Source organism: Mesorhizobium sp. AR02 (assembly GCF_024746835.1).
Taxonomy (GTDB): Bacteria; Pseudomonadota; Alphaproteobacteria; order Rhizobiales; family Rhizobiaceae; genus Mesorhizobium.
Genome location: NZ_CP080531.1, coordinates 1,174,473 through 1,193,913 on the forward strand (window position 1 = coordinate 1,174,473; position 19,441 = coordinate 1,193,913).

Annotated in this window: 20 protein-coding genes; 10 read left to right on the forward strand and 10 right to left on the reverse strand. The window is 63.9% G+C overall.

Translation table 11 applies throughout. The features are described from left to right. Positions 1–136 precede the first annotated feature (136 nt). On the forward strand, positions 137–880 hold the full coding sequence (locus tag DBIPINDM_RS10100) for a L,D-transpeptidase (RefSeq protein ID WP_258585583.1): 744 nt from the start codon (positions 137–139) through the stop codon (positions 878–880). Between the two features lie 260 nt (positions 881–1,140). After that, entirely contained in the window at positions 1,141–2,061 is a 921-nt protein-coding gene (locus DBIPINDM_RS10105; RefSeq protein WP_258585584.1) for a bifunctional 5,10-methylenetetrahydrofolate dehydrogenase/5,10-methenyltetrahydrofolate cyclohydrolase, read from the forward strand. Here DBIPINDM_RS10105 and glcF read toward each other — a convergent pair. The 6 genes from glcF to DBIPINDM_RS10135 all read right to left on the reverse strand — a co-directional run bounded on the left by glcF (position 2,028) and on the right by DBIPINDM_RS10135 (position 8,761). Next, on the reverse strand, positions 2,028–3,398 hold the full coding sequence (gene glcF, locus DBIPINDM_RS10110; RefSeq protein WP_258585585.1) for a glycolate oxidase subunit GlcF: 1,371 nt from the start codon (positions 3,396–3,398) through the stop codon (positions 2,028–2,030). The two genes, DBIPINDM_RS10105 and glcF, sit on opposite strands and share 34 nt — an antisense overlap. 10 nt (positions 3,399–3,408) lie before the next feature. Beyond that, a complete protein-coding gene (gene glcE / locus DBIPINDM_RS10115) occupies positions 3,409–4,614 on the reverse strand; it encodes a glycolate oxidase subunit GlcE (protein WP_258585586.1) in 1,206 nt (401 codons plus the stop codon). Further along, the gene (locus DBIPINDM_RS10120) at positions 4,611–5,195 is read right to left on the reverse strand and encodes an ASCH domain-containing protein (protein WP_258585587.1); all 585 of its coding nucleotides are present in this window, start codon (positions 5,193–5,195) and stop codon (positions 4,611–4,613) included. The genes glcE and DBIPINDM_RS10120 overlap by 4 nt, the downstream gene beginning before the upstream one ends. 102 nt (positions 5,196–5,297) lie before the next feature. Further along, positions 5,298–5,813, reverse strand: a complete 516-nt coding sequence (locus DBIPINDM_RS10125; RefSeq protein WP_258585588.1) for an endonuclease domain-containing protein — start codon at positions 5,811–5,813, stop codon at positions 5,298–5,300. A gap of 3 nt (positions 5,814–5,816) precedes the next feature. Beyond that, the gene (locus tag DBIPINDM_RS10130) at positions 5,817–7,313 is read right to left on the reverse strand and encodes an FAD-linked oxidase C-terminal domain-containing protein (RefSeq protein ID WP_258585589.1); all 1,497 of its coding nucleotides are present in this window, start codon (positions 7,311–7,313) and stop codon (positions 5,817–5,819) included. A gap of 125 nt (positions 7,314–7,438) precedes the next feature. Then, positions 7,439–8,761, reverse strand: coding sequence for a DUF3422 family protein (locus tag DBIPINDM_RS10135; RefSeq protein ID WP_258585590.1), 1,323 nt, complete (start codon positions 8,759–8,761; stop codon positions 7,439–7,441). A 211-nt stretch (positions 8,762–8,972) separates the two neighbouring features. On the opposite strand from DBIPINDM_RS10135, the gene DBIPINDM_RS10140 reads away from it, so the two are divergent. The 3 genes from DBIPINDM_RS10140 (at position 8,973) to DBIPINDM_RS10150 (ending at position 11,857) form a co-directional block, all read left to right on the forward strand. After that, positions 8,973–9,776, forward strand: a complete 804-nt coding sequence (locus tag DBIPINDM_RS10140) for a FadR/GntR family transcriptional regulator (protein ID WP_258585591.1) — start codon at positions 8,973–8,975, stop codon at positions 9,774–9,776. 139 nt (positions 9,777–9,915) lie between these two features. Further along, on the forward strand, positions 9,916–11,052 hold the full coding sequence (locus tag DBIPINDM_RS10145) for an alpha-hydroxy acid oxidase (RefSeq protein WP_258585592.1): 1,137 nt from the start codon (positions 9,916–9,918) through the stop codon (positions 11,050–11,052). 37 nt (positions 11,053–11,089) lie between these two features. Next, the gene (locus DBIPINDM_RS10150; protein WP_258585593.1) at positions 11,090–11,857 is read left to right on the forward strand and encodes a metallophosphoesterase family protein; all 768 of its coding nucleotides are present in this window, start codon (positions 11,090–11,092) and stop codon (positions 11,855–11,857) included. A 40-nt stretch (positions 11,858–11,897) separates the two neighbouring features. On the opposite strand, the gene DBIPINDM_RS10155 is transcribed toward DBIPINDM_RS10150, so the two are convergent. After that, a complete protein-coding gene (locus DBIPINDM_RS10155) occupies positions 11,898–12,038 on the reverse strand; it encodes a hypothetical protein (protein ID WP_162034344.1) in 141 nt (46 codons plus the stop codon). A gap of 280 nt (positions 12,039–12,318) precedes the next feature. Continuing rightward, on the reverse strand, positions 12,319–13,017 hold the full coding sequence (locus DBIPINDM_RS10160) for a type 1 glutamine amidotransferase (protein WP_258585594.1): 699 nt from the start codon (positions 13,015–13,017) through the stop codon (positions 12,319–12,321). 88 nt (positions 13,018–13,105) lie between these two features. On the opposite strand from DBIPINDM_RS10160, the gene DBIPINDM_RS10165 reads away from it, so the two are divergent. Beyond that, the gene (locus tag DBIPINDM_RS10165) at positions 13,106–13,741 is read left to right on the forward strand and encodes a hypothetical protein (protein ID WP_258585595.1); all 636 of its coding nucleotides are present in this window, start codon (positions 13,106–13,108) and stop codon (positions 13,739–13,741) included. 9 nt (positions 13,742–13,750) lie between these two features. On the opposite strand, the gene DBIPINDM_RS10170 is transcribed toward DBIPINDM_RS10165, so the two are convergent. Further along, a complete protein-coding gene (locus DBIPINDM_RS10170) occupies positions 13,751–14,146 on the reverse strand; it encodes a GFA family protein (RefSeq protein WP_258585596.1) in 396 nt (131 codons plus the stop codon). Between the two features lie 150 nt (positions 14,147–14,296). Here DBIPINDM_RS10170 and DBIPINDM_RS10175 point away from each other — a divergent pair, with 150 nt between their 5' ends. From DBIPINDM_RS10175 to DBIPINDM_RS10185, 3 genes are all read left to right on the forward strand, one after another. Further along, entirely contained in the window at positions 14,297–15,031 is a 735-nt protein-coding gene (locus DBIPINDM_RS10175; RefSeq protein WP_258589238.1) for a 16S rRNA (uracil(1498)-N(3))-methyltransferase, read from the forward strand. A gap of 246 nt (positions 15,032–15,277) precedes the next feature. After that, positions 15,278–16,651 carry a glutamate--cysteine ligase gene (locus tag DBIPINDM_RS10180; RefSeq protein ID WP_258585597.1) on the forward strand — a complete coding sequence of 458 codons (1,374 nt, stop codon included), beginning with the start codon at positions 15,278–15,280 and terminating at the stop codon, positions 16,649–16,651. Between the two features lie 77 nt (positions 16,652–16,728). Next, complete coding sequence (locus tag DBIPINDM_RS10185; protein WP_258585598.1) at positions 16,729–17,748, forward strand: DUF937 domain-containing protein; 1,020 nt, start codon at positions 16,729–16,731, stop codon at positions 17,746–17,748. A 171-nt stretch (positions 17,749–17,919) separates the two neighbouring features. On the opposite strand, the gene DBIPINDM_RS10190 is transcribed toward DBIPINDM_RS10185, so the two are convergent. Next, a complete protein-coding gene (locus tag DBIPINDM_RS10190) occupies positions 17,920–18,210 on the reverse strand; it encodes a DUF1127 domain-containing protein (protein WP_095198026.1) in 291 nt (96 codons plus the stop codon). A 274-nt stretch (positions 18,211–18,484) separates the two neighbouring features. On the opposite strand from DBIPINDM_RS10190, the gene DBIPINDM_RS10195 reads away from it, so the two are divergent. Then, positions 18,485–19,441 (forward strand): LysR substrate-binding domain-containing protein, encoded by a 957-nt coding sequence (locus tag DBIPINDM_RS10195; RefSeq protein ID WP_172233601.1) that lies wholly within the window; start codon positions 18,485–18,487, stop codon positions 19,439–19,441.

A 19,441-nucleotide genomic window follows, 5' to 3' on the forward strand; every position in this document is an offset into this window, starting at 1 on the left:
ACACCAAAAGGTTTACTGACACTTCCGCATTTTACGCATTCCGATTCATGTTTCGGTTGCTGCTTGCACGCCAAAGATCGCCGAACCGGGGCGCGTTTCCACCCGGTTGTATCAAGACGATCAAGGTGCGTTCCCGATGAAGAGAGTTTTGTTTTCCGTGCTCGGCGCCATGGCTGTGTTTGCCGGCGTCACGCCTGCAGCTGCTGGCGACCGCTACGCAGACAGGCCGCCGGTGATGGTGAGCCCCGATCTTTCCGCCCCCTGGGTGCTGCAGCTTGGCAATGCGCCCGGCATCGTGCGGCAGAACCGCCAAGTCGTGCAGCAGCAGCCGCGCCTGCATTACGCGCAACCGGCGCAGCCAGACCGCGTGCAGACGGCCGCGGTACAGGCACCGGCCAAGCGCATGGTCATGCGTCCGCAGATCAACCCGATCTACCTGCCGCAGGAAGTCGCCTATGATGGCCCGCAGAAGCCGGGCACGATCGTCATCGATACGACGCAGAATTTCCTCTTCCTGGTCGAGAAGAACGGCAAGGCACGGCGCTATGGCGTCGGCACCGGCAAGCCGGGCTTCGAATGGTCAGGCACGCACAAGATCACCAACAAGCGCGAGTGGCCGGACTGGCGTCCGCCGGCGGAGATGATCAAGCGCGAAGCCGCCAAGGGCCGCTATCTGCCGACCTATCTGGCCGGCGGCATCGAGAACCCGCTCGGCGCCCGCGCGCTCTATCTCGGCACGACCGAATACCGCATCCACGGCACCAACCAGCCATGGACGATCGGTGGCGCGGTGTCGTCGGGCTGCATCCGCATGCGCAACGAGGACGTGGTCGACCTCTATGAGCGGGTCAATGTCGGAACCACGGTCGAGGTGATATGATAGCGAATCACCTCACCGGGAAACACTTGGTTTCCTGAGGTCGGAAGGAATAACGGGGGACGGGCCGTATGGGGATGCGGTCGGTCAAGAAGGGCAGCACGGGAAACCGCGCTGCCCTTCTTTTTTGATCGGCGTCCAGTGCCTGCGACATGGCCCCGCGTCGTTGCGTCGCGCAGAAGGCATGGCGGTTCGCTTTCGTGCTGCCATTTTCGACGGTCTTTTGCTATGTCGGCGCCAACGCAAGAAAAAGAGTCCACCCCATGTCCCTGTCAGACGACAGCCGCCATCTCAAAGGCAGCCCGGTTGCCCAGCGTATCATCGCCGCCGTGCGCGAGGATGCGGCAATTGCCAAAGCCGAAGGTTTTCCGCCCAAGCTGATCTCGATCACCGTCGGCGATACCGATGCGGTCGACGTCTATGTGCGCAACCAGCGCGCCAAGGCGCAACTCGCCGGCATCGATTTCGAGGAACGGCGCTTTCCCGCCACCATCACCTCGGGTGAACTGGAAGCAGCCATCCACGGCCTGAACGCCGACCCGCGCGTCACCGGCATCATCATCCAGCGGCCGGTTCCGGCGCACATTCCGATCAGGATGCTGCAGGCAGCGGTGCATCCGCTCAAGGATGTCGAAGGCATGCATCCGGCCTCGATCGGCAACATCGTCTACAACCAGCTTGATCTGGCGCCCTGCACGGCGGCGGCCTCGGTCGAACTGCTCAAGGAGACCGGGCTCGATCTCAAAGGGCTGGAAGTCGTGATCGTCGGCCATTCGGAAATCGTCGGCAAGCCGATCGCCTTCCTGCTGATGAGCGAAGGCGCGACGGTGACGGTTTGCCACCACATGACGCGGTCGGTCGCCGCCCATGCACGCCGTGCTGACGCGCTGTTCGTTGCCGTCGGCAAGCCGCGGCTGATCAAGGCCGACATGGTCAAGCCCGGTGCGGCCGTCATCGACATCGGCATCAATTCCGAGATCGGATCGGATGGGACGAGCCGCATCGTTGGCGATGTCGACACTGAAAGCGTACGCGAGGTCGCCTCCTGGATCACCCCGGTGCCGGGCGGCGTCGGCCCGATCACGGTGGCAATCCTGCTGCGCAACACCATGGTGGCGCTCAGCCGCCAGCGCGCGCTTTACGAGGCGACTTACGGCACTGCGGACAGGCTGGCGGCGGAATAAACGCCGATCCCCTGCTCCGCGGCGACCAGGCTCCCGTCCAGAACGCCATCCGGCTTCGGCCCACCATAGGCCCAGTCGAGCAATTTGATGGTGTGCACCACTGGCATCCTGGCGGCGGACGCGATCTGCGTGATGCAGCCGATATTGCCGGTGGCAACGATTTCAGCGCCCGTCGCCTCGATGTTTTTCACCTTGCGGTCGCGCAGCCTGGCCGAAATCTCGGATTGCAGGATGTTGTAGGTGCCGGCCGAGCCGCAGCACAGATGGCCCTCGCGCGGCTCGCGCACGACGAAGCCGGCCCTGGCCAGCAGTTCCTTCGGCTGGCGCGTGATCTTCTGGCCATGCTGCATGGAACAGGCCGAGTGATAGGCAACGATGGTGCCTGGCTTGCGCACCGGCTCGGGCAGGTCAAAAGCGGCCAGATATTCGGTGATGTCCTTGGCCAGCGCTGACACGCGCGCGGCCTTGTCGGCATAGGCCGGATCAAGCCGCAGCATGAAGCCATAGTCCTTGATCGTCGTGCCGCAGCCGGATGCGGTGATGATGATGGCATCGAGCCCGCCTTGCTCGATGGCGCGCGTCCAGGCATCGACATTCCGCCTGGCCGAGGCAAGTGCGGCTTCTTCGCGGCCCATATGGTGGACCAGCGCGCCGCAGCAGCCCTCGCCCGGCGGCACCACCACCTCGACGCCGAGGCGTGTCAGCAGCGAAATCGTCGTGTCGTTGATGGCGGGATCAAGCACCGATTGCGCGCAGCCGGTGAGGATGGCGACTCGGCCTTTCTTGGCGCCCTGCCCGGCATGGACGCCCGGAGAGCCCATCGGCGAGGCTGCCGGGATCGAGGCCGGCGCGAGCTTGAGCATGGCGCCAAGCGGTTTTAGGGCCGGGACTTTTTCGAGCAGGCCGATGAACGGCTTGCCCAGCTTCGCCAGTTTGAGAGCGGCGCGAAAACGCTGGGGATAGGGCAGGACGAAGGCCAGCATGGCGCGGGTCAGCCGGTCGAGCAGCGGCCGTTTGTAAGTCTCCTGGATGTGAGCGCGGGCATGGTCGACCAGATGCATGTAGTTGACGCCCGACGGGCAGGTGGTCATGCAGGCAAGGCACGACAGACAGCGGTCGATATGGGTGACGATCTCCTTGTCAGCGGGACGGCCATTCTCCAGCATATCCTTGATCAAATAGATGCGCCCGCGCGGCGAATCGAGCTCGTTGCCAAGCGTCACATAGGTCGGGCAGGTGGCGGTGCAGAAGCCGCAATGCACGCATTTGCGCAGGATCTTTTCCGATTCCGCCACATGCGGATCGGCAAGCTGGGCAAGTGAAAAATTGGTCTGCATCGCTGATTTCCTAAGCCATGCGGCCGGGATTGAGGAGGTTCCTCGGGTCGAACTCCTGCTTCAGCCGTTGGCTGAGCGCGGCCAGTGCCGGCGCCTGCGGCTCGAACACCGGCAGGGCGGCGCGATGGGCGGGGGCGGCGCGCACCAGCGTCGCATGGCCGCCGCCATGTTTGCGCAACAGCCCGCGCAGCAAAGCAGCCTCCGGGTCGCCCCCTTCCATGCGCAACCACACCAGCCCGCCCTGCCAGTCGTAGAAGGCACTGACGGCGGCCTGCATGCGCAAGGTCAGAAGCATCTGATGCGCCTGAGAGGGTGCCATCGACACGCGCCAGACCGGTTTCTCGGTGCCGTCGGCGAACGGCCTGATATCGCGCACGTCGCGCCAGATCAGTTGCGAGGCCTCGCCGGCAATCTCCTCCAGCGGCCCGGCCTTGCCGAGCAGCGTCTTCAGCGCGGCGATGCGGTAGGCAACGGACGGACCAAAACCTTCGACACGCAGCAGCGTGGCGGCTTCACTGCCGAGCACGCCATCAGCGACGCGCGCGGCAATGCGCTCCGGCAGATGGGCAGCACTCGACACTTCCGCGCTGGAGCCGAGCGCCAAGGCCATGGCACTTGCAGCGACATCGTCGAGCAGTCCACGGATGGCGAGCGTGACTTCAGTCTCGGCGGCGGGCAGCACCTTGAAGGTGACGTCAGTGAAAACGGCCAATGTGCCCCAGCTGTTTGCCATCAGCTTCGACATGTCATAGCCAGTGACGTTCTTGACCACGCGGCCACCTGACTTGAAGGCCTCGCCGCGGCCGGACACGACATTGATGCCGAGGATATGATCGCGCGCCGCACCCGCCTTCAGCCGGCGCGGACCGGAGAGGTTCGCGGCGAGCACGCCGCCGATGGTGCCTTTACCGGGCTCGCCACCGAACAGCGGGCCGTAGTCCATCGGCTCGAAGGCCAGTTGCTGGCCGTTCTCCGCCAGCAGCGTCTCGATCTCGGCCAGTGGCGTGCCAGCCTTTGCCGAAAGCACCAGTTCGGAGGGTTCGTAAAGCGTGACGCCGGTGAGTTTCGACAAATCAAGCGTGTGCTCCGTCTGCAGCGGACGGCCAACGCCACGCTTGGAGCCGTGACCAAGGATTTCGATCGGCGTCTCTTCCACCACCGCCCACGTAACGGAGGACAGGACTTCGTCTGACGTGGTCGGGGTGAACGTCGTCAAAGCCTGTGCTCCCTGAGTTTTTCGAGCACGGCTTCGCCTCTCGGCGACAGCCGGTAACCGATCTCGAGGCTCTCGGTGAGGCCGAGTTCCTTGAGCTTGCGGACATCCTGCTTGAACTTCAGCGTTTCAACATTGGCCATCGCAGCCAGATCAGCCGCACGTATTTCCGGATGGGCACCAATCGTGCGCAGGATCGACGAGAAGTAGCCGGGCGCGGTCTTGTCCCACCGGGCAAACCTTGCGGTCAGGACATGCCAATCCGTATCGGAAAGCGTGGCGTCGCCACGCAAGGCGACGCGTTCGTCGGGCTCGATGCCTTTGAGTTCGATGCGATAGACTGGTGTGCCGTCATCGGCTCCAAGCATCTCCCGAAGGGCTCCGAGTGTCGGAAAGCCAGCCGCGCTCGCGTCGCTCTCGGTCAATGCGGACATGTCCACGATCGCGATGCCGCCGATCTGCACGACACCCGACGCCGTCCTCTCCCGCCCACCAGCCTTGACCGTCGGCCGCTTCCAGCGGCGAAAGGCGAGCGTCACTTCCTTGCGCGCGATCTTGTCCAGCGAGGATTGTTTGAACAGCAACTCAGACCCCACTGGCGCTAAGGGCTTCAGGACCTGGGTTCCTCGCCCCCGCGAAGCGGGGGAGAGGTGGCTCGGGCGAAGCCCGAGACGGAGCGGGGGCCATCATAGAGCGCCACCTCCGAACTTCTTGGCTGCGAAAACGAACCTCAGATCTGTGGTGACCACGTCTTCTGCCAATCGTCCCTCAAGTGCCGCAAGAATGGTTTCGCAGACACTCCGGGGGCTCCTGAGAACATCGACGTTCCAGAAGCGCAGCACTGAAAACCCCTCGCCGCGCATGAACTCATCGCGTCGCCTGTCATAGGAGCTCACGGCGTGCTGACTTCCATCCAGTTCGACGACCAGCTTTTCGCTGCGACAGGCAAAGTCTGCGAAATACGAGCCAATCGGCATTTGCCGAACGAATTTGTAGCCGCCCAGCCTTTTGGCCTTCAGCTCACTCCAGAGGGTTGCCTCAGCCTGATTGTCCCCGAGGCGAAGTACGCGAGCGCGGGCGATCTTTTCGGGCGAGCGGCGGCTTGGCACGTCGGCCGCAGGCCCCCTCTCCGTCTCGGGCTTCGCCCGAGCCACCTCTCCCCCGCTTTGCGGGGGCGAGGAACCCCCGTTCTGATAAGCCATCCCTCAAAACCTCGGAATGTCGGGAAACGCCACCTGCCCCCGGTGCACGTGCATGCGCCCAAGCTCCACGCAGCGGCGCAGCTGCGGGAACACCTTTCCCGGGTTGAGCAGGTGGTTGGGATCGAAGGCGCATTTGACCCGCATCTGCTGGTCGAGATCGACCTGATTGAACATTTCCGGCATCAGGTCGCGCTTCTCGACCCCAACCCCGTGTTCGCCTGTCAGCACGCCGCCGACCTTGACGCAGAGCCGCAAAATGTCGGCGCCAAAACTTTCGGCCTTGTCGAGCTCGCCCGGCACATTGGCATCATAGAGGATCAGCGGGTGCAGATTGCCGTCGCCGGCGTGAAAGACATTGGCGACGCCGAGCCCGTATTTCTCCGACAACTCGCGCATGCCGGCGAGCACCCGCGGCAATTCCTTGCGCGGGATGGTTCCGTCCATGCAGTAATAATCGGGCGAGATACGACCGACGGCGGGAAACGCCGCCTTGCGCCCGGCCCAGAAGGTCAGCCGCTCTAGCTCGGACTGCGAGATGCGGCAGGTGGTCGAGCCGTTGCGGATGGCGATCGCCTCGACCGCGGTGATGAGATGATCGACCTCGACGCTCGGCCCGTCGAGTTCGACGATCAGCAAAGCCTCGACGTCCAGGGGATAGCCGGCGTGGACAAAATCCTCCGCCGCGTGGATCGCCGGCCGGTCCATCATTTCCATGCCGCCTGGGATGATGCCGGCGCCGATGATGTCGGCGACACACTGGCCGCCCTGCTCGCTGGTCGGAAAGCCGATCAGCAGAGCACGCGCCGTCTCCGGCTTCTTCAGGATGCGGACCGTGACCTCGGTGACGACGCCGAGCAGGCCTTCGGAACCAGTCATGACGCCGAGCAGGTCGTAGCCTTCGGCATCGAGATGGCTGCCGCCGAGCCGCACCACCTCGCCATTCATCAGCACCATCTCGATGCCGAGCACATTGTTGGCGGTGAGGCCGTATTTCAGGCAGTGCACGCCGCCGGAGTTTTCCGCCACGTTGCCGCCGATCGAGCAGGCAATCTGGGAGGATGGATCGGGGGCGTAATAAAAACCCTCCTGTTCGACGGCGGTGGTGATGCCGAGATTGGTGACGCCCGGCTGGGCGACGACGATACGATTGGGGAAATCGATCGTGAGAATGCGGTTGAAGCGGCTCATCACCAGCAGAACCGCGTCCTCGAGCGGCAGCGCGCCGCCCGATAGCGAGGTGCCGGAACCGCGCGGCACGACGCGGATGTTGCGGTCGTTGCAGTATTTCAGCACGCGGGAGACCTGCGCCACGGTTTCGGGCAACACGACGACCAGCGGCAATTGCCGATAGGCGGTCAGCCCATCGCTCTCGAAGGCGCGCATCTGATTGGTCGCGTCGACCACGCCCTCGCCCGGTACGATGATGCGCATGTCGGCGACAATCTCGTCACGCCGGCGCATCGTGGCGTCGTCTGGTTTCGGCATGGCCAGGCCGGACATCAGCAGCCTCACTTTGCTTGACTGGTCAAAATCTTTTACCAGCGAAGCGCGCCAGTTGCAAATGCTGCGGTGGCGGGAGGCTCCCGCGTCAAGCCGAAACAAGCTTCCGCAGCGGCAATCTGCCGCTATTCCCCCGGGTGCTTCGCCGGCTCGGAATGCATCCGGCGCACACGGCGCACGCCCCACCAGACCAGCAGGATGGCGACCGGCACCGAAGCGGCGGTGACCATCTCGGGCGCGAAAGCATGCCCGAAGATCGAGGCTCCCTTGGCGACATAACCGATGAGGCCGACGACGTAGTAGGAGACGGCGGCGACCGAGAGGCCCTCGACGGTCTGCTGCAGGCGCAGTTGCAGGCGGGCGCGGTTGTTCATCGAGGCGAGCAAGTCACGGTTCTGCTTCTCGACCTCGACATCGACCCAGGTGCGCAGCAGTGTCGTGGCGCGGGTCAGTTTGCGCGACAGATTGGCCTGACGTTCCTCGACCGAGCGGCAGGTGCGCATGGCCGGGGCGACACGACGCTGCAAAAAACCGCCCCAAGTGTCGTAGCCGGGCACGGCCTCTTCCTCGAGCGCTTCCAGCCGCTCGACGACGATGCCGTCATAGGCACGGCTGGCGCCGAAGCGGTAGAGGCTGGAAGCAGCGTCGGCTTCCAGTTCGGCGGCGAGCTCGGTCAGGTCGGCCAGCAGCGTCTGGCTGTCACGGGTCTCGGCGACCTTCATTTCCCGCGTGGTCTGGGCCAGCCTGTCCTCGATGCGGCGGGCGCGGCCGGACAAGGTCAGGGCCAGCGGCAGGCCAAGCATGGCCAGCGTGCGGTAGGTTTCGATGTCGATCAGCCGCTGCGACAGCGCCCCGGTGCGCGCCGGCGTCAGGCCGCGATCGAGCACCAGTATGCGGGTCATGCCGTCGCCGTCCTGGCGAAAATCAGTGACGATGGCCGCATTGCCGCGCTCGACCAGCGAGTAGCACAGGCTGGTCGGGTCGAAGGCCGCGATCAGCCGCTCGCTCGCCTGTGTCCATTTGCGGATTTCGAGTCGGATGCCGGAGATGACGGTGCCCGGCGGCGAAAAGCCGTTGCCGAACGGCATATCCTCCTGCGTCCTGCCGCTTTCGGAAAGCGGCCCTTCCCACAGATAGGTCGAGAATTCCGTATGCCGCTCCCAGCGCAGCGAGCCCTTGCCCCATTTCATGGCATGATGGCGGGCCTGGCGATCGGGTGCGGCGATACCGAGACGCCGCGACAGTTCGGAGAGCACGGCGTGGTCGACGCCGGAGCCGCCTTCGGTCATGAAGGCGAGTTGCACCAGGACGCGCGGCTTTTCGATCAGCGGATGCGGCCTGGCATGGACCTCGCCCAGCGCGCCGGGCCGGCCCTCATGCGCGGGAAACCCCATGACGCTGCCCTTGGCGCGCGGCTGGAACTCGAGATTGGACGGGTCGTCTGACACGGCTTGTCCCCCGGGTTTCCTTAGAACCCTCTTGCGTTCGCGTCCCTCTAGGGCCAATCGCCTGACGACGCAAACAGCAAAGTTTAGCTGAAGATGATACAGCACTGAGCGGCGAAACCGACCGGTCTCGACCAATTGGATAAATAATTTGACCAGTTGGCGACGCAGGCTTTATCCTGCGCGGCACCGGTTCAATTCCCAGGCACACCTGTTGAGCGACATTTTTTCCAGGATCGAGCATTCGCGCACCGCCGACGAGGTGGTGCAGCAGATCGAGAGCCTCATCCTCGAAGGCGTGCTGCGCACCGGTGACCGGCTGCCGGGCGAGCGCGAGCTTGCACGCCAGTTCGACGTGTCGCGGCCGATCCTGCGCGATGCGCTGAAGGCGCTGGAAGGCCGCGGGCTGCTGACGACCAAGGCCGGCGGCGGCACGCATGTCGCCGACATTATCGGCCAGTTGTTCACCAAGCCAGTGGCGGACCTGATCTCGATGCATCGCAAGGCGGTGACCGACTATCTGGAATACCGCCGCGAGATCGAAGGCATAGCCGCCGAATATGCGGCGCGGCGCGCCACCCCGGAGGACCTTGCGCTGCTCGACCGCATCATGGCGCGCATGGACGATGCGCACCGCACCGGCGATTTCGACGACGAAGCCGAGATCGATGTCGAGTTTCATCAAGCGATCTGCGAATGCGCGCACAACATCCTGCTGCTGCACACGCTACGCTCCTGCTACCGTCTGCTGTCCGAAGGCGTGTTCCAGAACCGGCTCTTGGTGTTCACCGTGCCCGGCGCGCGCGAGGCGCTGCTGGCGCAGCACAAGGCAATCCACGCCGCGGTCAAGGCCGGCGATCCGGCCGGCGCCCGGCAGGCAGCCATGGACCATATGATCTATGTCGAGCGGTCGATGGCCGAAGCCGAGCGCAGCGGCGACTGGCAACGCGTGTCGCGGCTGAGGTTGCGCCAGCGTTCGGAAGCCGGCGACACCGAACCAGCACGCAGACGCTCCTAGAGCCGGATGATTTCAGGTCGAATCAACCTGAAATCTGAATCCGGCTCTAAATCAAAGGAATAGAGCATGATGTCATCCGAAAACCGCTTCACACTTTTCGGCATCATGCTCTAGTCAATTCGATCAAGCAGGGACCATCATGAGCGACATTCTCACCATCGCAGACCTCAAGGATCTCGCGCGCCGGCGCGTGCCCAAGATGTTCTTCGACTATGCCGATTCCGGCGCCTGGACCGAGAGCACCTACCGGGCGAACGAGGAAGACTTCCAGAAGATCAAGTTCCGCCAGCGCGTGCTGGTCGACATGAGCAACCGCTCGCTGGAATCGACCATGATCGGCCAGAAAGTGTCGATGCCGGTGGCGCTGGCACCGACCGGCCTGACCGGCATGCAGCATGCCGATGGCGAGATGCTGGCGGCGCAGGCGGCCGAGGAATTCGGCGTGCCTTTCACCCTGTCGACGATGAGCATCTGCTCGATCGAGGACGTCGCCTCGGTGACGAAGAAACCGTTCTGGTTCCAGCTCTATGTGCTACGCGACAAGGATTTCGTGCTCGGTCTGATCGACCGCGCCAAGGCGGCGAAATGCTCGGCGCTGGTGCTGACGCTCGACCTGCAGATCCTCGGCCAACGCCACAAGGACGTGCGCAACGGGCTTTCGGCGCCGCCCAAGATGACGCTGGCCAACATCATCGACCTGGCCAGCAAGCCGCGCTGGTGCCTGGGTATCGCCGGCACCAAGCGCCGCACCTTCCGCAACATCGTCGGCCACGCCAAGGGCGTCGGCGACGTCTCTTCGCTGTCGTCCTGGACAAACGAGCAGTTCGATCCACAGCTGTCGTGGAAGGATGTCGCCTGGATCAAGGAGCGCTGGGGCGGCAAGCTGATCCTGAAAGGCATCCTCGACAAGGAGGATGCGCTGATGGCGGCCAAGACCGGCGCCGACGCGATCGTGGTTTCCAACCATGGCGGGCGCCAGCTCGATGGCGCGTCGTCCTCGATCATGGCGCTGGAAGAGATTGCGGACGCGGTCGGCGACAAGATCGAAGTGCACATGGACGGCGGCATCCGCTCCGGCCAGGACGTGCTGAAGGCGCTCTGCCTTGGCGCCAAGGGCACCTATATCGGCCGGCCGTTTCTTTACGGCCTGGGCGCGCTCGGCAAGGAAGGGGTTACCAAAGCGTTGGAAATCATCCGCAAGGAGATGGACATCACGCTGGCGCTGTGCGGAAAGCGTCTGGTCACCGACATGGGCAAGGACCAGCTCCGCCGCTAGTGTCCCGTGACAGCCTGACCACGGAGACCACGAGGCGTTGGCGGAACCCGGCATCCATTTTCTCGACGCGCACGGGCCGGAGGGTGTGCGTCTTTACGCAATCGGCGACGTGCATGGCCGGCTCGACCTGCTGGCCGCCATGCACCAGCGGATCGAGAGCGAACTGGAGTGGAAACCGGTTCGCGACTGGCGGGTGATCCACCTCGGCGACTATGTCGATCGCGGGCCGGACTCCAAGGGGGTCATCGATTTTCTGATCGCGGCGCGAGAACGCGATCCCCGCCATCTGATGCTCGCCGGCAACCACGACATCGGCTTTCTCGACTTTCTGGGAACCCCTGACCCGGAAGGGCTTTTCATGCGCTATGGCGGCGTCCAGACGGCGCTGTCCTATGGCGTGTCCCTCACCGCCGACGCCAGCTGGTTCGGCAAGATGGAGACGATGAGACGGGGACATCAGGCCCTGCTCGAGGCAATGCCATCAGGCCATGTCGACTTCCTGCGATCGCTGCCGTTCTCGGTGACGTCAGGCGATTTCTTCTTCTGCCATGCCGGCATCAGGCCAGGCATTCCGCTGGACAAGCAGAACCCGCAGGACCTGATCTGGATCCGCGACGTTTTCCACGATCACACCGGCCTGTTCCCGAAGATCGTGGTGCATGGCCACACACCCGTCCCCGAGGCGGAAGTGATGGCCAATCGCGTCAATGTCGACACGCTTGCCTGGCAATCAGGCATGCTGACCGCGCTCGTCGTGGACGGAGCCGACAAACGCATCCTGGAAATATCTATAAAGGAAGCTTGAGCCCAGCCGCGCCGCAGGATGCGTCGCGAGCGAGCCGGCTTTAGCGAAGCGAGGCGGTGACGCCGTAGCCGTCGACGGCGTTGTGGTTGTTGGCGGCATCGGCGGAATAAATGCCGAGACCGCACAGCACGATGGCGGACAACATGGCAAAGGACAGAAGCGCTGCTTTCACGGACGTCATCTCTTGTTGAGCTTCCTGCATCTGTGCACCAGGCGGTTACCAATGCGTTGAAACGGAGAATTCGCTTCAAAGTTTCGACGATTTCGCGCTTCTAAGCGCGTTCTGTATCGGCGGTGTGTCGCACGGGTCACACAAAAGGTTCATCCCGGTTGCACAGCCAATGCAGAGCGCGCGCCTTCTAGGATGGCGGGCGGACACAAGCCAAGGATGAAAGGGGTTTTCCCCAACCGGTTTCACGGTTGCGTGCCAATTATGTCACGCGGAGCGCGAGGGCAGGCTCTTAGATCGTGGCCACCCAGGCGCGGGCTATGGCCAGGCCGGCGGCATCGGCATCGGGACCGTTGCGGGCCATTTCGCCATCGAGCTTGCCGGCCCAGTCGGGATGCCGCGCGGCGATGGTTGGCGCGAAGGAGGTGCTCCAGTCCTTCACCATCGGCCGGTCGGCCTCGAAATGGAACTGGAAGCCGTAGACGGCGCGACCGACGCGAAACGCCTGGTTTTCGGCAACGTCATTGCCGGCCAGCCGCACGGCGTTTTGCGGCAGCACGAACGTGTCGTCGTGCCACTGGAAGATCGGAAACTTTTCCGGCAGAGCGCCCAGCACCGGATCGGCCTTGGCGTCCGGCGTCAGCGACACGCCGCGCCAGCCGAATTCATTGGCGCCGCCGATGCGGTTCTCACCGCCGAAGGCGCGGGCGACAAGCTGGCTGCCGAGGCAGATGCCGAGCACGGCGCGGTCCTTGCCGGCGAAATCGCGGGTCAGTTCGAGCAGCGCCGGGAAATAGGGATATTCATCGTCGGCCAGCGCATTCTGGCCACCGCCGAGCACCACCATGGCATCGTGACCGGCCGCGTCCTCCGGCAGCGGATCGCCCTTGTAGGGGAGGCGCACATCGAGATCGGCCCCCGCTTCCGCAAGTGCGGCACCAACCTGGCCGAGGCCGGTATTGTCGTAGTTCTGGACCACCAGCACCCGCATCGCAAAACCCTGCTGACATGAAAATGACGGGACGAGCGATATCATGCCGTCCGTATCGCAGCCAAGAAGCGTGTTCGGAGAGAAAGCTATGCCACTGCAGAACCGGGTCGATCCGTTCGGCGCCATCCACGCCGTGCCCGAGCGCGGGCTGTTCACCGGCAATCGCGGCATCATCCACGATCCCGAGACCAAGACACTGCTCAGGAAACGCTGGGCCCTTCAGGCCTGGATCATCTGCGTGTGCCAATTCCGCGATGTGCGGCGCGAGCCGATGGGTCGCAACAGGCCGGGAGGCAAGGCTGGTTGGACCGAGCTTTTCTTCCTCGACGAGGTGACGGCATTGGCAGCAGGCCACCGCCCCTGCTTCTTTTGCCAGCGCGAGCGGGCCAAGGATTTTGTCGGCCGCTTCGGCGAAGCCTTCGCCATTGTCGAGCCGCGCGCGCCGCAGGTCGACAAAAAACTGCACAAGGAGCGGCTGGCTTCCGGTGGGCAGACAGTCAAGCTCGATAGCGCGTCGCTAGCGACCCTGCCGGACGGCACGATGATCGCGGCCGGCAGCAGGCCCTACGCGCTGCGTGACGGTGCGGCCCTACCCTGGAGTTTCGGTGGTTATGGGCCAGCGATCGGTCTCGATGCGCACGAGCTTGCCGATCCGTTCATGATCACGCCGCCGACGAGCGTGGCCGTGCTTGGCGCCGGGTACCGACCGGCCTGGGCGGACTGACCAGCGGCGCTACTTCAATTCCGATTGTGGAACAATGGGCACCGCCGGCAAGTCGTAGTAGTCGCCCGCGGATTCCGGATACAATTGGCTTTCCATTTTCAGGCCGGTCTTGCCGTCTATGGTCCCCGCCCAGACAGAAATGAACGGGCTGCCAAACCGGCGCCAGAACAGATTTCCACCACATACGGAGCAGAAGCCGCGCTCGGCATGTTCGGACGATCTGAACCAGCGCAGCGTATCGCCGGTGATGGTCGCCTGCTTCTGTTCAACCTGCGTGGCCGCTCCAAAATGGCCGGTTGCCTTTCTGCACTGATTGCAATGGCAAGCAACGATCGGACGCAGTTCACCGGTCAACTCATAGCTGACGGCACCGCACAGACAGCCGCCTCGTGTAATCCTGTCCAACCCACGCCTCCAGACCGCGTTATCCTGCACTCCAGACTGCGCGATGGAGCAACAGACCTGCATCGGTATTCCGACAGCGCCATGTCGTCTTTGCCGCGCAGCCCGCATGCGTGGCTTGACGCCGGCGGCCGGCTCGCCCATTCCTCGGCCATGCGCGCCAATTACAAGATGCAACGCCTGTTCGTGCCTGACGACCTCGGGCCGGATGTCGAGTTCGATGCCGACCAGCAGCAGAGCCATTATCTGATGCATGTGCTGCGGCTTGGCGAAGGTGCCGAGATCCTGCTGTTCAATGGCCGCGACGGCGAATGGTCGGCGGCCATCGCGGCGAAGTCGAAGAAAGCGGTCAAACTCAGGGTTCTGGCATCGCAGCGGCCGCAGCCGCCCCTGCCCGACCTCATCTATTGTTTCGCGCCGCTGAAGCAAGGCCGGCTCGACTATCTCGTGCAGAAGGCGGTCGAGATGGGCGCCGGCATCCTGCAGCCGGTCATCACCCAGCACACGCAAGTGGCCAAGCCGTCCATCGATCGACTGCGTTCCAATGTCGTCGAGGCCGCCGAACAATGCGGCATCCTGGCGGTGCCGGAGGTGCGCGAGGCGGAAAAGTTCGAACGCCTGCTGACCGGCTGGGACAAGGAACGGCGGCTGATTTTCTGCGACGAGGACGCCTCGACCAACAATCCGTTGACCGCGCTGCAGGCGGTAAAGGAGAAGAAGCTCGGGCTGCTGGTTGGGCCGGAGGGCGGCTTTTCCGACGACGAGCGCAAGATGCTGCGCGCCCTGCCCTTCGTCACCGCCATTCCGCTCGGACCACGCATCCTGCGCGCCGACACGGCGGCCGTTGCGGCACTTGCGGTGATCCAGGCAACTGTCGGAGACTGGTAAGACTTGATTTCTTGCAAGAGGCCGCCCGGATCGTGGCCTTCAATTCCTCTTGACCTGTGGCTCAGGATTTTTCGCTTGATCGGCTGCTGACATTTCGTCCATTTACCGCCGGCGGTCGCCCGACCGCCCTACAGCGCCGCGCGTCCTTTCGGACGCGCAAAGGACGCTGTAGGACTTTGATTGGGCACATGATCCTTTCCGAAAATCGAAAGTCGATTTTCGGGGTCATGTGCGGAGGGCTGAACCATGGCGCGCGACACTACCGATTTCCGGCCAATTGAAGACTTTGACGAACTCGTCGAACACCTGGCCGAAGGCAACAAACCGCGCGACAAATGGCGCATCGGCACCGAGCACGAGAAATTCCCCTTCTATGTCGATGGCAATGCGCCTGTGCCCTATGGCGGCGAGCGCGGCATCCGCGCCATCCTCGAAGGCATGCAGTCGAAGCTCGGCTGGGATCCGATCATGGATGACGGCCGCATCATCGGCCTGGTCGAGCCGACCGGCCAGGGCGCGATCTCGCTCGAGCCCGGCGGCCAGTTCGAGCTGTCCGGCGCGCCGCTGGAGACGATCCATCAGACCTGCCGCGAGGGCAATGCGCATCTGGCGCAGGTGCGCGAGATCGCCGAGCCGATGGGCATCCGCTTCCTCGGCCTCGGCGGCAGCCCGAAATGGTCGCTGGCCGAGACGCCGAAAATGCCGAAGTCGCGCTATGAGATCATGACACGCTACATGCCCAAGGTCGGCACCAAGGGCCTCGACATGATGTACCGCACCTGCACGATCCAGGTGAACCTCGACTTCGAGAGCGAGGCCGACATGCGCCGCAAGATGCAGGTGTCGCTGAAGCTGCAGCCGCTGTCGACGGCGCTGTTCGCCAACTCGCCCTTCACCGAGAGCCGGCCAAACGGTTTGCAAAGCTGGCGCGGCGACATCTGGCGCGACACCGACAACCAGCGCTCCGGCCTGCTCGAATTCTGCTTCTCGCCCGATTTCGGCTTCGCCGACTATGTCGAATGGGCGCTCGACGTGCCGATGTATTTCGTCATCCGCGACGGCCACTATCACGACATGACGCATATCACCTTCCGCCAGTTCATGGCCGGTGCCGCGCGCAATGAAGTGCCGGACGGGCTGCCGACCATGGGCGACTGGGCGAACCACCTGTCAACGCTGTTCCCCGACGTGCGGCTGAAGCGGTTTCTGGAAATGCGCGGTGCCGACGGCGGCCCGTGGCGGCGCATCTGCGCGCTGCCGGCCTTCTGGGTCGGCCTGCTCTACGACGAGGCGGCGCTCGACGCGGCCGAGGCGTTGACCGCGAGCTGGACCTACAAGGAAGTGCTGGCCATGCGCAACGCCGTGCCGGAACTCGGCATTGGCGCGCCCTTCCGCAACACCACGCTGCGCGAGATTGCACGCGACGTCATGGCCATTTCGCGCACGGGGCTGAAGAACCGCGGCAAGAAGAACCGCGACGGCTACGACGAAACCTCGTTCCTCAACACTTTGGACGAAGTGGTTGCGCGCGGCACGACCAGCGCCGAGGAGATGCTTTCGGCCTACCACACGCGCTGGGGCGGCTCGATCGAGCCGGTGTTCATGGAATACGCCTATTAACCCAGCGGCAAAAGCCGCTTCAATCAGGCATCGAAACGAATTAGGCTCTCCGCCAGGATTTCCCGGAGGAGAAGCCGATGCCTACCTTGTTCGACATGCTGACGCAGGCCCAGAACGGCAACGGCATGCAGGCGCTTGCCCAACAATATGGGCTTTCGATGCAGCAGACACAGGCGGCGGTGGCAGCACTGCTGCCGGCCTTTTCACAGGGGTTGCAGCGCAACACCGCCGATCCTTACGGGCTCGGCGCCTTCATGACGGCGATGGCAAGCGGCCAGCACGCCAAATATTTCGAGGACGCGACCCGGGCCTTCTCGCCGCAAGGCGTCGATGAAGGCAACGGCATTCTCGGGCATCTGTTCGGTTCCAAGGACCTGTCGCGTGCCGTCGCCAGCCAGGCGGCGCAAGCGAGCGGCGTCAGCCAGCAGATCCTGCAGCAGATGCTGCCCGCGATCGCCTCCATGGTGATGGGCGGACTGTTCAAGCAGACGACAAGTCAGATGCAGGCCGCCGGCGGTTTTGGCGGCGGCAACAATCCGCTGGGCGAGATCATCGAGCAGATGATGCGGCAAGGCGGCGGCATGCAGGCCCCGGCTCCGCAACAGCGCCAGGCGCCGCAACCCCCGATGGACAACCCACTCGGCAAGGTCTTGCAGGACATGTTCGGCGACGGCACACCGCAACCACAAAGCCAGCCGCAGCCGGCACCCAATCCCTATGGCGATAATCCGTTGGGGAAGGTGCTGCAGGACATGTTCGGTGGCGGCACGCCACAGCCGCAAGGCCGGGCGCAGCCGCAACCCCAGCAGACGCAGAGCCCCTATGGCGACAATCCGCTTGGGAAAATCTTCGAAGAGATGCTGCGTGGGGGCGGTGGCTTCGGCCTACCGGGTGGGCAGCCCGCTCCGCAACAACCACAGGCACCGCAGCAGCGCCAGGCTCCGCAGCCGCAGGCCAATCCGAGCGGCAGGCCGAGGAACCCGTTCGACGATTTGTTCGGCAAGATGTTCGAGACCGGCGCCCAGCAGCGTGACGACTACCAGAAGGGCGTGGAAACGATCTTCGACCAGTTCAAGCGGGACATGGACCGGCGGTAGGCGCCAAGTCTACGGCCATACTGAGCAAGCCAGAAAAGAAAAGCCCGGTCCTTGGGAGGACCGGGCAGCGTGCAGGCAGGCCGGCGGGGAACCGGCAGGGAGTGGGGAGCCTGCATAATCCTTGGTCGCGTCGAACCCTGAAAAGGTTCAGCAGGACCGAAATTCAGACGATCAGGCCACCTTGCGGGCGATGTCCTCGACCGTTTCCACGCGATCGCTGGCGATTTCGCGCAGGATGGCCGTCGGGTCGCGGCCGAACGGCACGTCGATGGCGACATGCAGGTCGGCGCGCGTCAGGCCGATATCGGCGAGCTCGGCATCCGACATCTCGCCAAGGCGGTAGAAGGCGCGGCGATTTTTCCAGGCGCGGTAGAAATTGAAGACCGTATTGGCCACGCGCATCGCAACGGCCGGACGCGAGGTGATGCGCGAGGTCTCGGTGGCGAAATCGATCGTGGTCATTGTCGGTCTCCTTCAGACTGCCGCATGACCCCGAACCGTAGGTTCGGAAAAGGATCATGCGCAAAATCAAAGTGCTACAGCGTCCTTTGCGCGTCCAAAGGACGCGCGGCGCTGTAGGGCGGACGAAACCAGCCAAGCGGCGCCGATAACAGCGGCCGCTCCGGTCCCAATTCACATGCCTTCATGTGGACAATGCCAATTTGCCATCGACCGATTGATTAATCCAACGAATGTTTCTAATCTTTAGCATCAACATCAATGATGGATTGGACCGATGAAAGCGCCGCTCGATCTCGATCAGTTGCAAACCTTCATCTCGATCGCCGATACCGGCAGCTTCACGCGGGCTGCCGAAGAAGTGCACCGCACCCAGTCGGCGGTGTCGATGCAGATGCGCCGGCTGGAGGAGCGCATCGGCAAGCCGCTGTTCGAGAAGGAGGGGCGCACCAACAAATTGACGGAGGAAGGCGACAAGCTGCTCTCCTACGCAAGGCGGCTGCTCTATCTCAACCGCGAGACGCTCGCCGCCTTCGACGACCAGCGGCTTGAAGGCACGATCCGCATCGGCACGCCGGACGACTATGCCGACCGCTTCCTGCCGGAGATCATGGCACGCTTCACGCGCTCCAATCCCCGTGTCGAACTGACCGTCATCTGCGAGCCGACGCCAGGGCTGGTCGAACACATCAAGCGCGGCAATCTCGACCTGGCGCTGGTGACGCACAATGATGTGCGCGGCCAATCGGAAGTGGTGCGGCGCGAGCCGCTGCTGTGGGTCAGTTCGGCCAACCACGCGACACATGAACAGGTGACGCTGCCGATGGCCTTTGGCCGGCCCAACTGCATCTGGCGGCGCGCCGCCGTCGATGTGCTGGACCAGCAGAACCGCGACTATCGTATCCTGTTCACCAGTTTCTCGGCGACCGTCATCACCGCCGCCGTGCTTTCGGGCCTGGCGATCTCGGTGCTGCCGGAATGCGCGCTCAGGCCCGGCATGCGGGTGCTGGGCGAGGCCGACGGCTTCGGCGCCCTGCCCGACTGCCGCATCGGCATCATGCGCGGCCAGACGTCGCGGCCGGAGATTGTCGATGCGCTTGCCCGCCACATCTCGGAAAGCCTGGACAACATCTCGGTGCCGCTCGGCGAGGAGACGGGATCATTCGACTTCGCGGCCCTCGCCTTCGCCAAGATGAAGCGGACCAGGCCGAACCAGATCCTGCCGGGCTGGTAG

Coding starts and splice junctions, on each gene's coding strand:
- DBIPINDM_RS10195 (WP_172233601.1), top strand. CDS start 18,485: ATGAAAGCGCCGCTCGATCTCGATCAGTTGCAAACCTTCATCTCGATC.
- DBIPINDM_RS10155 (WP_162034344.1), bottom strand. CDS start 12,038: ATGACGTCCGTGAAAGCAGCGCTTCTGTCCTTTGCCATGTTGTCCGCC.
- DBIPINDM_RS10175 (WP_258589238.1), top strand. CDS start 14,297: ATGCGCGCCAATTACAAGATGCAACGCCTGTTCGTGCCTGACGACCTC.
- DBIPINDM_RS10165 (WP_258585595.1), top strand. CDS start 13,106: ATGCCACTGCAGAACCGGGTCGATCCGTTCGGCGCCATCCACGCCGTG.
- DBIPINDM_RS10190 (WP_095198026.1), bottom strand. CDS start 18,210: ATGACCACGATCGATTTCGCCACCGAGACCTCGCGCATCACCTCGCGT.
- DBIPINDM_RS10160 (WP_258585594.1), bottom strand. CDS start 13,017: ATGCGGGTGCTGGTGGTCCAGAACTACGACAATACCGGCCTCGGCCAG.
- DBIPINDM_RS10130 (WP_258585589.1), bottom strand. CDS start 7,313: ATGTCCGGCCTGGCCATGCCGAAACCAGACGACGCCACGATGCGCCGG.
- DBIPINDM_RS10125 (WP_258585588.1), bottom strand. CDS start 5,813: ATGGCTTATCAGAACGGGGGTTCCTCGCCCCCGCAAAGCGGGGGAGAG.
- glcF (WP_258585585.1), bottom strand. CDS start 3,398: ATGCAGACCAATTTTTCACTTGCCCAGCTTGCCGATCCGCATGTGGCG.
- DBIPINDM_RS10185 (WP_258585598.1), top strand. CDS start 16,729: ATGCCTACCTTGTTCGACATGCTGACGCAGGCCCAGAACGGCAACGGC.
- DBIPINDM_RS10180 (WP_258585597.1), top strand. CDS start 15,278: ATGGCGCGCGACACTACCGATTTCCGGCCAATTGAAGACTTTGACGAA.
- DBIPINDM_RS10145 (WP_258585592.1), top strand. CDS start 9,916: ATGAGCGACATTCTCACCATCGCAGACCTCAAGGATCTCGCGCGCCGG.
- DBIPINDM_RS10100 (WP_258585583.1), top strand. CDS start 137: ATGAAGAGAGTTTTGTTTTCCGTGCTCGGCGCCATGGCTGTGTTTGCC.
- DBIPINDM_RS10105 (WP_258585584.1), top strand. CDS start 1,141: ATGTCCCTGTCAGACGACAGCCGCCATCTCAAAGGCAGCCCGGTTGCC.